Here is a 14,394-nt window from a genome sequence, read left to right as displayed (position 1 = left end):
GCAGATGTCCAATTCAGACCAGAAGCTGCTTGACGCACTCCGGGCGTCCATGAAGGAAACGGCCCGGCTGCGCACCCAGAACCGGAATCTGGCCGCCGCCGCCCGTGAGCCGATCGCGATCGTCGGCATGGCCTGCCGCTACCCGGGCGGCGTGGATTCCCCCGAGGGACTGTGGCGGCTGGTCGACGAAGGGCGCGACGCGGTCACCGAGTTCCCCGTCAACCGCGGCTGGGACACCGGCGCCCTCTACGACCCCGACGGCGAACGCCCCGACACCACCTACGTCAACCAGGGCGGATTCCTGCACGAGGCCGACCACTTCGACCCCGCGCCCTTCTCCATCAGCCCCAACGAAGCCCTCATCATGGACCCCCAGCAGCGCCTGCTGCTGGAAGCCTCCTGGGAGGTCTTCGAACGCGCCGGCATCGACCCGCACACCCTCAAGGGCAGCAAGACCGGCGTCTACTCCGGGATGATGTACCACGACTACCCCTACAACAACGCGACCGGCTCCATCGCCTCCGGCCGCGTCAGCTACGTCTTCGGCTTCGAGGGCCCCTCGGTCACCATCGACACCGCCTGCTCCTCCTCCCTGGTCGCCATCCACCTCGCCGCCCAGTCCCTGCGCTCGGGCGAGTCCACCCTCGCCCTGGCGGGCGGCGTCGCCGTCATGTCCACCCCCGAGGTGTTCGTCGAGTTCAGCCGCCAGCGCGGCCTCGCCAAGGACGGCCGCTGCAAGTCCTTCGCCGCCGCCACCGACGGCACCGGCTGGTCCGAGGGCGTCGGCGTCCTGCTCCTGGAACGCCTCTCCGACGCCCGCCGCAACAACCACCAGGTCCTGGCGATCGTCCGCGGCTCCGCCGTCAACCAGGACGGCGCCTCCAACGGCCTGACCGCCCCCAACGGCCCCTCCCAGCGCCGCGTCATCCGCGCCGCCCTCGACAGCGCCGGCCTGAGCACCGCCGACGTCGACGCCGTAGAGGCCCACGGCACCGGCACCACCCTCGGCGACCCCATCGAGGCCCAGGCGCTGCTGGCCACCTACGGCCAGGGCCGCGACACCGACAAGCCGCTGTGGCTGGGCTCCCTGAAATCGAACCTCGGCCACTCCCAGGCCGCCGCCGGCGTCGCCGGCGTCATCAAAATGGTCCAGGCGCTGCGCAACAGCGTCCTGCCCAAGACCCTCCACGTCGACGCCCCGACCCCGCACGTCGACTGGGAGGCCGGCAACGTCAAGTTGCTGACCGAGCCGGTCCCATGGCCGGCGGGGGAGCGCCCGCGCCGCGCGGGCGTCTCCTCCTTCGGCCTGAGCGGTACCAACGCCCACGTCATCGTGGAAGAGGCGCCCGACGCCGCAACACCGGTCCAGGAAGAGAAGGAAGAGCAGGAAGGCGACGGCTACGTGCCGTCCCTGATCCCCTGGGTGGTCTCCGGCCGCACGGACGGGGCCCTGCGCGCACAGGCCGCACAACTCGTCTCGTTCGCAGGGGGACTGGATGACCGGGCCATCGCAAGTGTCGGGCGTGGGCTGGCCACTCGCCGCGCGCGACTCGACCACCGGGCAGTCGTCCTCGGCGGAGACCGAGAGGAACTGATCACCGCCCTCTCCGCCCTGGCCGAGAACCGGCCCACGCCCTCCGCCGTGACCGGCTCGGTACGCGAAGGCAGGACGGCGTTCCTGTTCACCGGCCAGGGTGCCCAGCGTCTGGGGATGGGCCGTGAACTGCACGCCGCCTTCCCCGAGTTCGCCCGCGCCCTGGACGAGGTCGTGGCGGCCATCGACGCGTTCCTTGAGCGTCCGCTGTATGAGGTGATGTGGGGTGAGGACGAGGCGCTGCTGAACAGCACCGCCTACACCCAGCCCGCCCTGTTCGCCGTAGAAACCGCGTTGTACCGCCTCGTTGAGTCGTGGGGGGTGCGCCCCGACTACCTGGCCGGACACTCCATCGGCGAGATCACCGCCGCACATGTCTCCGGTGCGATCTCGCTGGAGGACGCGGCCCGGCTGGTCACCGCGCGCGGTCGCCTCATGCAGGCACTCCCGGCCGGTGGTGCCATGGCCGCGATCCAGGCCACCGAAGAGGAACTCCTGCCGTTCGTGAGCGACGCGGTGGGGATCGCTGCCATCAACAGCCCCACCTCCGTCGTCATCTCAGGCGAGGAAGCCGAAGTCGAGGCGCTGGTCGCGGAGTTCACGCAGCAGGGCCGTAAGACGACCCGGCTTCGGGTCTCGCACGCCTTCCACTCCCCGCTGATGGAACCGGCGCTGGCCGAGTTCCGGGCCGTGGCGGAGACCGTCACCTACACCGTGCCGCAGATCCCGGTCGTCGCCGGAGTGCACGGCGAGATCACCGAGGAGTGGGGCACCCCCGCCTACTGGACCCGGCACCTGCGCGAGGCGGTCCGCTTCGCCGACACCGTCACGTATCTGCACGGGCGGGGCGTGGAGACGTTCCTCGAACTCGGCCCCGACGCCATCCTCACCGCCCTCACCGCACAGAGCGTCGGCGACGTCGAGGGCACCGTGGTCGTACCGTCGCTGCGCCGTAACCGGCCCGAGGAGCGGGAGTTCGTCGCCGCCGTGGGACGGCTGCACGCACAGGGCGTGGGCGTCGACTGGGGCGCCTACTTCGGTGCGGCCGGCGACCGCTGGGCCGACCTGCCCACCTACGCCTTCCAGCACGAGCGGTACTGGGTCGAGCCCGAGGCGGGCACCGGTACGGCCGGGCTGGGCTCGGCGGGTCTGGACGTCGTGGGGCACCCGCTGCTGAGCGCGGCCGTGGAGTCCGCCGACTCCGGCGAGATCGTGCTCACCGGGCGCCTCTGCGTCGACACCCAGCCCTGGCTGGCCGACCATGACGTCCTCGGCTCGATCCTGTTCCCCGGCACCGGCTTCGTCGAACTCGCCATCCGCGCGGGCGACCAGGCAGGCTGCGGCAAGGTCGAGGAACTCACCCTGCACGCCCCGCTCGTCCTGCCCGAACACGGCGGAGTCGCCGTCCAGGTATGGGCCGGCGCCCCCGACGCCGACGGCCGTCGCACGGTGAGCGTCCACTCCCGCGCCGAACACGCCGGTGAGGGCGACTGGATCCGGCACGCCGAAGGCGTCCTGGCCCCGGCCGCCGCCGCGCCCGCCGCCGACCTCGCCGCCTGGCCGCCGCCCGGCGCCACCCCGACCCCCGTCGAGGGCGCCTACGCGCTGCTCCTGGAACGCGGCTACCACTACGGCCCCGTCTTCCAGGGCCTGAAGGCCGCCTGGTCCTCCGGCGAGGCCCTGTACGCGGAAGTCTCCCTCCCCGAGCAGGCCCACGCCGACGCCGCCGGCTACGGCATCCACCCTGCCCTCCTCGACGCCGCCATGCACGTGGCCCTCATCGACGACGGCGCCGGCACCGACGAGTCCACGGTCCTGCCGTTCTCCTGGAACGACGTCACCCTGCACGCCGCGGGCGCCGCGTCCCTGCGGGTGGCCATCGTCCCCTCCGGCCCCAACACGGTGACCGTCACCGTGGCCGACGCCACCGGACAGCCCGTCCTCACGGTCGGCTCACTGATCTCCCGCCCCGTCTCCCAGGAACAACTCGACGGCGGACGACAGGAATCCCTCCACGAGATCGGCTGGCGCCCGCTGCCGGCCGCCCCCGTCGCCGAGGTTTCCGCCCCCCTGCTGTGGGAGGAGGTGCGGGTGGGTACGGAGGCGGTGTCGGGTGCGGTCCTCTACCGTGTCCCGGCCGCCCAAGGCCTGGTCCCGGAGGCTGTACGGTCTGCCGCGCACCAGGTGTTGGGGGTGGTGCAGGAGTGGCTGGCCGGTGAACGCTTCGCCGACTCCACCCTGCTGGTGGCGACCCGGGGTGCGGTGGCCGTGGAGCCGGGCGAGGACGTCGACTTGGCGCAGGCTCCGGTGTGGGGGCTGGTGCGGGCGGCGCAGGCGGAGAATCCCGGCCGTATCCAACTCACCGACGGCGAAGGCGACTTCGCGGCCGTTGTCGCCTCGGGTGAGCCGGAGAGCGCGGTCCGCGCGGGCGGCTTGTTCGTTCCGCGGCTGACGCCGGTGACCGCGCGGACGGCCGAGGTGCCCGCGGTCGACCCGGAGGGCACGGTGTTGATCACCGGTGGTACGGGCGGTATCGGCGCCCACCTCGCCCGCCACCTCATCACCGCCCACGGCGTACGCCACCTGCTGCTCACCAGCAGGCGCGGCCCTGACGCGCCCGGCGCCGCCGAACTCACCGGCGAACTGACCGAGTTGGGCGCCGAGGTCACCATCGCCGCCTGCGATGTCGCCGACCGCCGGGCCCTTGAGAACCTCCTGGCCGCCGTCCCCGCCGCGCACCCCCTCACCGGGATCGTGCACGCGGCGGGCACGGGAGACAACGGCCTCATCGCCACCATGACACCCGAACGCATCGACGCCGTCCTCGCACCGAAGGCGGACGCCGCCTGGCACCTGCACCAACTCACCGACACCGACGACCTCGCCTTCTTCACCCTCATCTCCTCCGCCGGCGGCCTCACCCTCGCCGCCGGACAGGCCAACTACGCCGCCGCCAACACCTTCCTCGACGCCCTCGCCACCCACCGCAACAACCAAGGCCTGCCCGCCACTTCACTCGCCTACGGGCTGTGGCTGGACACCGGCATGGGGCAGTACATCACCGACACCGACGTCAAACGCATGCAGCGCCAGGGCCTGCCCCCGCTGCGCGCCGAGGAGGCGGTGGCCCTCTTCGACGCCGCCCTCGCCTCCGGCCGGCCGGCCACCGTCCCCCTGCACATCGACCGGGCCGCACTCAACGCCCGTACCGACGAAGTCGCCGCGCTCCTGCGGCCCGCGAACGCCCAGCGCCGTACGCTGCGCAAGAGCGCGGCCGGGGCGGCGGGCGACGGCTCGGCACTGGCCGCGCGCCTCGCCGCGCTGGACGCCGACGAGCGGGCCGACGTACTGCTGGAACTGGCCCGGGAGAACGTCGCCGCCGTCCTGGGACACGCCTCCGCCGACGCCGTAGAACCCGACCGGGCCTTCCAGGAACTGGGCTTCGACTCCCTCAGCGCCGTCGAACTGCGCAACCAGCTCGGCGCCGCCACCGGCCTGCGCCTGCCCGCCACCCTGGTCTTCGACTACCCCAACGCCCGCGCCGTCGCCGACTACCTCGGCGAAACCCTCGCCGGTACGGCCGCCACCACCACCGCTGCCGGCAGTGCCGTGCGCGCCGGGGCCTCGGACGGCGACCCGATCGCGATCGTCGCCATGAGCTGCCGGCTGCCCGGCGGGGTCACCTCGCCCGAGGAACTGTGGGACTTGGTCGCCGAGGGCCGCGACGCCATCGGCACCTTCCCCACCGACCGCGGCTGGGACCCGGACGTCTACGACCCCGAACCCGGCACGCCCGGCAAGACCTACGCCCACGAGGGCGGATTCCTCTACGACGCGGGCGACTTCGACCCGGAGTTCTTCGGCATCGCCCCCAACGAGGCGATCGTCATGGACCCCCAGCAACGCCAGCTGCTGGAGGTGTCCTGGGAGGCCCTGGAGCGGGCCGGCATCGACCCGCGCTCCCTCAAGGGCAGCCGCACCGGTGTCTTCGCCGGGGTGATGTACCACGACTACGGGCAGGGCACCGAGGCCGCCGCCACCACCGGCGGCAGCCTCATCTCCGGCCGGGTCTCCTACACCCTCGGCCTCGAAGGCCCCTCGATGACCGTCGACACGGCCTGCTCGTCCTCGCTGGTCTCCCTCCACCTGGCGATCCAGTCGCTGCGCTCGGGCGAGTCCACGCTCGCGCTGGTCGGCGGGGTCGCGGTGATGGCCAGCCCCGACATGTTCGTCGAGTTCAGCCGGCAGCGTGGCCTGGCCGCCGACGGGCGCTGCAAGTCCTTCGCGGGCGCGGCCGACGGTGCCGCCTGGTCGGAGGGGGTCGGCGTGATCGTCGTGGAACGCCTCTCCGACGCCCGCCGCAACCAGCACGAGGTCCTCGCCGTGATCCGCGGCTCGGCCGTCAACCAGGACGGCGCCTCCAACGGCCTGACCGCCCCCAACGGCCCCTCCCAACAGCGCGTCATCCAGCAGGCGTTGGCCGCCGCCGGCCTGACCACCACGGATGTCGACGCGGTCGAGGCGCACGGCACCGGCACCAAGCTCGGCGACCCCATCGAGGCCCAGGCCGTCCTGGCCACCTACGGCCAGGACCGCGACGCCGACCGGCCGCTGTGGCTGGGCTCCCTGAAGTCCAACATCGCCCACACCCAGGCCGCGGCGGGTGTCAGCGGCATCATCAAGGTCGTCCTGTCCCTGCGCAACGGCCTGCTGCCCAAGACCCTCCACGTCGACGAACCGACCCCGCACGTCGACTGGGAGGCCGGCAACGTCAAGTTGCTGACCGAGCCGGTCCCATGGCCGGCGGGGGAGCGCCCGCGTCGCGCGGGCGTCTCCTCCTTCGGTCTCAGCGGCACCAACGTCCACGTCATCGTCGAGGAGGCCCCGGCCGCAGAGGCCGCCGAACCGGTCGCTGCCGTCCCACCGCCCGCCGTGCCCGTGGTGGTGACCGCCCGCGGCGCCAAGGCGCTGACCGACCAGGCCGCCCGCCTGCGCACCCACGTCGAAACCCACGACATCCCCCTCACCGACCTCGCCTTCTCCACGGTCACCGGCCGCACCCCGCACGAACACCGCGCGGTCGTCGTCGCCGCCACCCGCGAGGAACTCCTCACCGGACTGTCCGCCCTGGCCGAAGGCCGCGGCTCGGCCGACGTCACCACCGGCTCGGCACGGCCCGGCAAGACCGCGTTCCTGTTCACCGGCCAGGGTGCCCAGCGTCTGGGGATGGGCCGTGAACTGCACGCCGTCTACCCCGAGTTCGCCCGCGCCCTGGACGAGGTCGTGGCGGCCATCGACGCGTTCCTTGAGCGTCCGCTGTATGAGGTGATGTGGGGTGAGGACGAGGCGCTGCTGAACAGCACCGCCTACACCCAGCCCGCCCTGTTCGCCGTAGAAACCGCGTTGTACCGCCTCGTTGAGTCGTGGGGGGTGCGCCCCGACTACCTGGCCGGGCACTCCATCGGCGAGATCACCGCCGCGCATGTGTCGGGTGCGATCTCGCTGGAGGACGCGGCCCGGCTGGTGACGGCCCGCGGGCGCCTCATGCAGGCACTCCCGGCCGGTGGTGCCATGGCCGCGATCCAGGCCACCGAAGAGGAACTCCTGCCGTTCGTGAGCGACGCGGTGGGGATCGCTGCGATCAACAGCCCCACCTCCGTGGTCATCTCAGGCGAGGAAGCTGAAGTCGAGGCGCTGGTCGCGGAGTTCACGCAGCAGGGCCGTAAGACGACCCGGCTTCGGGTCTCGCACGCCTTCCACTCCCCGCTGATGGAACCGGCGCTGGCCGAGTTCCATCTGGTCGCGCAGAGCGTCACCCACCAGCAGCCGCGCATCCCGGTCGTCGCCGGAGTCCACGGCGAGATCACCGACGAGTGGGGCACCCCGGAGTACTGGACCCGCCACCTGCGCGAAGCCGTCCGCTTCGCCGACACCGTCACCCACCTCCACACCAAGGGAGTGACCCGCTTCCTCGAACTGGGACCGGACGCGATCCTTTCCGCCCTCACCCAGTCCACCCTCGACAGCGACGACACGGCCGTCGTGTCGGCCCTGCGCAAGAAGCGCCCCGAAGCACGCGCCCTCCTCACGGCCCTGGGCCGGCTCCACACCGCGGGCGCCCGCGTCGACTGGGACGCCTTCTACGCCGGCACCGGAGCCCGGCGTGCCGACCTGCCGACCTACGCCTTCCAGCACCGCAGGTTCTGGGTGGAGGCCACCGCCGTCACCGACGTCGCCCACCACGGGCAGGCAGCCGTCGAGCACCCGCTGCTCAGCGCGTCGGTCGCGCTGGCCGGCTCCGAGGAGGCGGTCCTGACCGGACGGCTCGCGGCGGCCACCCACGGCTGGGTCGCCGACCACGACGTGCTGGGGACCGTGCTGCTGCCGGGCACCGGATTCGTCGAACTCGCCCTGCGCGCAGGCGAACAGTTCGGCTGCACCACCGTGGAGGAACTCACCCTCCAGGCTCCCCTGGTGCTCCCCGCCGACGGGGGAGCCGCCCTCCAGGTCGCCCTGGGCGCCCCCGACGAAGCGGGCCGGCGCACCCTGCGCGTCCACTCCCGCCACGAGCACGCCGAGCCCGGCACCCCCTGGCTCCTGCACGCCGAGGGCCTCCTCTCCACCGGCGCACCCGCCCCCGCCGCCGGCCTCACCGCCTGGCCCCCGCCCGGCGCCACCGAGGCCGACATCAGCGACACCTACGAGGTGCTGCGCGAACGCGGCTACCACTACGGCCCCGTCTTCCAAGGCCTGAAAGCCGCCTGGACCACCGGCGACGACATCTACGCCGAGATCGAACTCCCCGCCCGGGCCCACACCGACGCCGCCGGCTACGGCATCCACCCCGCCCTCCTCGACGCCACCATGCACGCCCTGGGCACCGGCTCCACCGACGACACCGACACCGACATCGAGGACGGCGCCAAGCCCCTGCTGCCCTTCTTCTGGGAGGGCGTCAGCCTCTACGCGGTCGGCGCCACCGCCCTGCGGGTCCGCATCACCTGGACCGGCGAGAACACCATGTCCCTGGACGCCTCCGACACCACCGGCGCCCCGGTCCTCTCCGTCCAGAGCCTCACCTTCCGCCCGGTCTCCCAGGAGCAACTGGCGGGCGGACGACAGGAATCCCTCTTCGAGATCGGCTGGCGCCCGCTGCCGGGCACCTCCGTCGCCGAGGTTTCCGCCCCCCTGCTGTGGGAGGAGGTGCGGGTGGGTACGGAGGCGGTGTCGGGTGCGGTCCTCTACCGTGTCCCGGCCGCCCAAGGTCCGGTCCCGGAGGCTGTACGGTCTGCCGCGCACCAGGTGTTGGGGGTGGTGCAGGAGTGGCTGGCCGGTGAACGCTTCGCCGACTCCACCCTGCTGGTGGCGACCCGGGGTGCGGTGGCCGTGGAGCCGGGCGAGGACGTCGACTTGGCGCAGGCTCCGGTGTGGGGGCTGGTGCGGGCGGCGCAGGCGGAGAGTCCCGGCCGTATCCAACTCACCGACGGCGAAGGCGACTTCGCGGCCGTTGTCGCCTCGGGTGAGCCGGAGAGCGCGGTCCGCGCGGGCGGCTTGTTCGTTCCGCGGCTGACGCCGGTGACCGCCCGGTCCGCCGAGGTGCCCGCGGTCGACCCGGAGGGCACGGTGTTGATCACCGGTGGTACGGGCGGTATCGGCGCCCACCTCGCCCGCCACCTCATCACCGCACACGGCGTACGCCACCTGCTGCTCACCAGCAGGCGCGGCCCTGACGCGCCCGGCGCCGCCGAACTCGACGCAGAGCTCACCGGGTTGGGGGCGCAGGTCACGATCGCGGCCTGTGACGTGTCCGACCGCGACGCGGTCGCCCGCCTCCTGGCCGCCGTCCCCGCCGCGCACCCCCTCACCGGGATCGTCCACGCGGCGGGCACCGGAGACAACGGCCTCATCGCCACCATGACACCCGAGCGCATCGACGCCGTCCTCGCACCGAAGGCGGATGCCGCCTGGCATCTGCACGAACTCACCGACAATCTGGCCTTCTTCACCCTCATCTCCTCCGCCGGCGGCCTCACCCTCGCCGCCGGACAGGCCAACTACGCCGCCGCCAACACCTTCCTCGACGCCCTCGCCACCCACCGCAACAACCAAGGCCTGGCAGCGAGTTCACTCGCCTACGGGCTGTGGCTGGACACGGGGCTGGGGCAGTACCTGTCGGAGACGGACGTGAAGCGGATGGAGCGCCAGGGGCTGCCGCCGCTCACCCCCGAGGAGGCGGTGGCCCTCTTCGACGCCGCTCTCGCCTCCGGCCGGCCGGCCACCGTCCCCCTGCACATCAACCGCACGGCCCTGCACGCCAGGGCCGGGAAACTGGCCGCGCTGCTGCGCCCGGTCACCGCCCAGCGCCGTACGGCGGGAGCCGGCGGCGGGGAGGTGGAGGTCATCTGGTCGCGGATCGCGCAGGTGTCCCGCGAGGAGCAGGACGCGGCGCTGCGGGAACTGGTGCGGGAGCGGGCCGCGGCGATCCTCGGGCACGCTAGCGCCGACGCCGTGGACGTCGAACGCGGCTTCCTGGAGCAGGGCTTCGACTCGCTGAGCGCGATGGAACTGCGCAACACCCTGATGAAGGACACCGCGCTGAAGCTGCCGCCGATGGTCGTCTTCGACAGCGACACCCCGGCCCGGCTCGCGGCGCTGCTGCTCGACGAGTACGCCGTCCAGGCCCCGGCCGCCGCGACGGCCGGAACGCCCGAGGAGCCCGCGGCGCCGGTCCGCACGGTCGCGCGCGGCGAGACGCTGCGCGACCTCTTCCACGGGGCGGTCTTCTCCGGCCACGAGGACAAGGGCTTCGACCTGCTGCGGGCGGCGGCGGCCGTCCGGCCCTCCTACGCCGACGCCGCCGAACTGGCGGCCGTACCCACCGTGACCCGGCTCGCGGACGGCCCCGACGGCCCGCACCTGATCTTCGTCAACACGCCGATGGCGACCGGGGGCGCCTACCAGCACGCCCGGGTCGTCTCCCGGCTGTCGGGCCGGCGCCGGGTCTCCGCGCTGCCCGTCCTCGGCTTCGACGCAGGCGAGAGCCTGCCGGCGACCCCCGAGGCCGCCGTGCAGGGGCTGGCCCGCACCGTGCTGGAGGCGGCGGACGGTGAGCCGTTCGTACTGATCGGCTACTCCTCCGGCGGCACCCTCGCCTACGCGACCGCCGCGCACCTGGAACGCGCGCACGGCATACGCCCCTACGGGGTGGTGCTGCTGGACACCTTCACCGTGCACGACGGAGCGGGCGAGGGCGTACCGATGGGTGATCTGGCGCGCGGGCTGTTCCACAAGGAGTCCGCGTTCGGGGAGTTCGACACCACCCGGCTCTCCGCGATGGGCCGCTGGGTCGAGCTCGTCCCCGACCTGCCGCTGCCCCCCGTCGAGGCACCGGTGCTGTTCGTGCAGTGCACCCAGTCCTTCGTGCCCGACGGCGACAACCCCTCCCCGGAGCTGACCGCCGGCCGGGCCGAGCCCTGGGAGCCCGGCCACAGTCTGCGCCCGGTGCCCGCCAACCACTTCACGATCATCGAGGAGCGCGCGGACGTCACCGCCCGGACCCTTGAGGAGTGGCTCGACACCGAAGCCGCCGAGGCCTTCGGCGCATCCGAGGCGCTCGCCGTCTCACCCGCCGCCCGACAGAGCAGGAAGTGATGGAGAGATGACGGCGACACGCAAGCGCAGGGGCACCGTCCCCTTCGGGCCCTACGAGACCTGGTACCAGGTGACCGGCGACCTCTCCTCCGGCCGCCCGGCCCTGGTCGCCGTGCACGGCGGCCCCGGCAGCACCCACGACTATCTGCGCCCCCTCACCCAACTCGCCGCGACCACCGGCCCGGTGGTCCTCTACGACCAGCTCGGCAACGGCGGCTCCACCCATCTGCCCGACAAGGGAGCCGACTTCTGGACCCCCGACCTGTTCGCCGACGAACTCGCCAACCTGCTCACCCAGTTGGGCATCGCCGACAACTACGTCCTGTTCGGCCAGTCCTGGGGCGGCCTGCTCATCACCAAGGTCGCCGCCGCCCGCCCGGCCGGACTGCGCGGCCTGGTCATCGCCAACTCGCCCGCCTCCTACCCGCTCTGGCTCAAGGAGGCCGAACGGCTGCGCGCGGAACTGCCGCCCGAGGTCAACGAGACCCTGCTGCGCCACGAGGCGGCCGGCACCACGGACTCCGAGGAGTACCACGCGGCGATGCGCCCGTTCTACGAGCGCCACGTCTGCCGCCTCAAGCCGTGGCCGCGCGAGTACCTCGCCTCCTTCTACGAGGTCTACAACGACCCCACCGTCTACTACGCGATGAACGGCCCCAGCGAGTTCCACGTCGTGGGCACCCTCAAGGACTGGTCGGTGACGCAGTACTGCCCCGACGTGAACGTGCCGACCCTGATCATCTCCGGCCGCTACGACGAGGCCACCCCCGCCACCGTCCAGCCCTTCAAGGACCTGATCCCCGGCGCCCGTTGGGAGATCTTCGAGGAGTCCAGCCACCTGCCCCACCTGGAGGAACCGGAACTCTTCCAGAAGGTGATGCGCGACTTCCTCGACAGCCTGGAGTGAGCCCGGCCGCCCGGGCAGACCCTCGGGCGTTGCGGCCCGTACGGCATACGGGGAGCCTGGGCGCGCACCGTCAGACGGTGACGACCTCGATGGCGGGCCCGCACAGCCGGCTGATGTCCTCGGGGTCGGAGGTGAGCACGGTGACCGGTCCCGGCACGGAGCGTGCCACGGTGCAGAGCACGGCGTCGATGGCGTACTTGTGGCCACTGAGGCGGTTGCCGCGCAACAGCGCCGCGGCTTGGTCGGTGACGTGCTTGGTGACGTCATGTACGTCAATGCGTGAGAGCACCCACCGGATGCGGGCGGGGTGGATGCGTGCGTAGTCCGCCTCCAGGGTGGTCATCGCGGTGGTGGCCACGCGTATGCCTTCTTCCAGGGCTGCCTGGACGAGGGCGAGGACGATGCGGTCCTTGAGGTAGAGCTTGGACAGACCCTCGCTGTCGAGGAGGAGCGTGCCGGGCATCAGGCCGCAGCACCGCCCGCGTCACGCCGATCGTGACGCAGCACAGCGCGGGCCGCTTCGATCTCCTCCCGGGACAACGGGTCGTTGTCGGTCTCGAAGTCGGTGACGATCTCGCGGAGCCGGTCCATGGCCACCCGCTGCTCCAGGGCCTCCGCCACGTATGCGGAGAAGCCGCCCGGGCCGACATGGGTCCGTACGGTCTCGGCGAGTTCCTCGGGAAGACTGATCGAGTACTTTCTACTACCGCTCATGGTTCACATGCTACCGGAGGTAGCATCCGGCCCGGCCGCCGGTTCGGTGGTGGGTGATCCCGCGGTGGGCGGGGCGGGAGTGAGCGGGCCCGGGGTGTGTGAGGGGCCGGTGTCCGCGCGCAGGGCGCGGACGGCGGGGGAGAGCAGGGCGGCGGCGGTGGCGAGGGTGGCCAGGGCCGCGCAGCAGGCGAGGGCGTGGCCGACGCCTACCGCGCTCGCGGCCGGGCCCGCGGCGAGCAGGCCGAGCGGGGCCAGCGCGAGGGAGCCGAACCAGTCGTAGGAGCTGACGCGGGACAACAGCTGTTCGGGGATCTCGCGCTGGATCGTGGTGGCCCACAGCACGCCGAAGACGTCGCCGCAGACGCCGGCGCCGAACGCGGCCGGGACCAGCGCCCACAGCGGGGCGCGGGCGGCGAGCAGCGCGATGGGCAGGGCGGCGGGGAAGGTCACCAGGACGGCCACCAGCAGCGGCCGTCCGACCCGGACCCGGGCGGCGAGCCCGGCCCCGGCGACCGTGCCCAGCGCCTGCGCGCCGACGACCATCGACCAGGCACGGGCCCCGCCCAGATACTCCCGGGCGGCCAGCGGTCCCAGTACACCGACGTTGGCGTTGAGCGCGGCCATGACGACCGCGTACTGCACGACGACCGTCCACAGCCACTGCCGGGAAGCGAACTCCCGCCAGCCCTCGCGCAGTTCGGCCCACCCCGAGGTCTTCCCCGGCGGCCGGGCGGCCACCGGCAGACGGGCGGTGAGCAGCGCGCTGACGGCGAACGAGGCGGAGTTCAGGGCGAGCGCCCAGCCCGCGCCGACCAGCGCCACGGTCACCCCGGACAGGGCCAGGCCCAGCAGCAGGGCGCTGTTGGTGGCCACCCGCAGCAGCCCGTTGGCCCGCTGCCGCCGGCCGGCGGGCACCAGCAGCACCACCATGCCGTCCATCGCGGGTGCGAACAGGGCGGTCGCGGTACCGGCCGCCACCGCCAGCGCGCACATCGCCGCCACCGGCGCGTGCCCGCTCAGCACCAGCGCGGCCAGCCCGCCGTAGGCGCCGGCGCCCAGCACATCCGCCAGCGCCATCAGCCGCGCCCGCGACATCCGGTCCGCGATCACCCCGCCGACCAGGATCAACGCCAGCTGCGGCAGCGCCTGGCAGGCCAGCACCAGCGACAGCCGTCCCGGCCCGGCACCCGGCAGCCCGAGCACCGCGAAGGCGAGGGCGACCCGGGCGAACCCGTTGCCTAGCACCGACACCGTCCGCGCCGCGGCCAGCACCACGAACGCCCGCTCACGCCGGAGCGGCGGCCCGCCGGGGGAGGAGAAGGAGGTCGTCACAGCCGGGCACTCTAAACGGTGACCGCCCGCCCCCGTCCACAACCGGCCACCCCTTGAACGCAGTTGGGGTACTCAGGTACACCGCCTTCCTGCGGCAGACCCGATCCCGTTCCCGGGCCCCAGGTCCATGGTCCGCCGGGGCCCGGCGGACCAGACTGGTGGTACGGCCGCAGCAGCGGCCGGACCCCCACGCCCG

The 14,394-nt window shown here is 72.9% G+C and carries 5 protein-coding genes; 2 read left to right on the top strand and 3 right to left on the bottom strand.

Annotated elements, in window-relative coordinates:
- The first annotated feature begins 4 nt into the window (after nucleotides 1–4).
- Entirely contained in the window at nucleotides 5–11,245 is an 11,241-nt protein-coding gene (locus tag ABZT12_RS23750) for a type I polyketide synthase (protein ID WP_356388011.1), read from the top strand.
- 7 nt (nucleotides 11,246–11,252) lie between these two features.
- Nucleotides 11,253–12,152 (top strand): proline iminopeptidase-family hydrolase, encoded by a 900-nt coding sequence (locus ABZT12_RS23745; RefSeq protein WP_356388009.1) that lies wholly within the window; start codon nucleotides 11,253–11,255, stop codon nucleotides 12,150–12,152.
- A gap of 70 nt (nucleotides 12,153–12,222) precedes the next feature.
- Here ABZT12_RS23745 and ABZT12_RS23740 read toward each other — a convergent pair whose 3' ends face one another.
- The 3 genes from ABZT12_RS23740 to ABZT12_RS23730 are packed head-to-tail and all read right to left on the bottom strand — an operon-like array spanning nucleotide 12,223 to nucleotide 14,198.
- Nucleotides 12,223–12,615 (bottom strand): DNA-binding protein, encoded by a 393-nt coding sequence (locus ABZT12_RS23740; RefSeq protein WP_356388007.1) that lies wholly within the window; start codon nucleotides 12,613–12,615, stop codon nucleotides 12,223–12,225.
- Nucleotides 12,615–12,866, bottom strand: a complete 252-nt coding sequence (locus tag ABZT12_RS23735) for a hypothetical protein (protein WP_356388005.1) — start codon at nucleotides 12,864–12,866, stop codon at nucleotides 12,615–12,617. The genes ABZT12_RS23740 and ABZT12_RS23735 overlap by 1 nt, the downstream gene beginning before the upstream one ends.
- Before the next feature lie 3 nt (nucleotides 12,867–12,869).
- Nucleotides 12,870–14,198 (bottom strand): MFS transporter, encoded by a 1,329-nt coding sequence (locus tag ABZT12_RS23730; RefSeq protein ID WP_356388003.1) that lies wholly within the window; start codon nucleotides 14,196–14,198, stop codon nucleotides 12,870–12,872.
- Nucleotides 14,199–14,394: the final 196 nt, after the last annotated feature.

It is taken from the genome of Streptomyces sp. NPDC005423, assembly GCF_040606415.1.
In the GTDB taxonomy this organism is placed as follows: Bacteria; Actinomycetota; Actinomycetes; order Streptomycetales; family Streptomycetaceae; genus Streptomyces.
Note: the sequence above shows the minus strand (reverse complement) of the source record. Positions and strands in the feature narration are given on the sequence as shown.

Bases quoted from the DNA above. Each gene is read 5' to 3' on its own strand.
- ABZT12_RS23750 (WP_356388011.1), top strand. From the start codon at position 5: ATGTCCAATTCAGACCAGAAGCTGCTTGACGCACTCCGGGCGTCCATG.
- ABZT12_RS23745 (WP_356388009.1), top strand. From the start codon at position 11,253: ATGACGGCGACACGCAAGCGCAGGGGCACCGTCCCCTTCGGGCCCTAC.
- ABZT12_RS23740 (WP_356388007.1), bottom strand. From the start codon at position 12,615: ATGCCCGGCACGCTCCTCCTCGACAGCGAGGGTCTGTCCAAGCTCTAC.
- ABZT12_RS23735 (WP_356388005.1), bottom strand. From the start codon at position 12,866: ATGAGCGGTAGTAGAAAGTACTCGATCAGTCTTCCCGAGGAACTCGCC.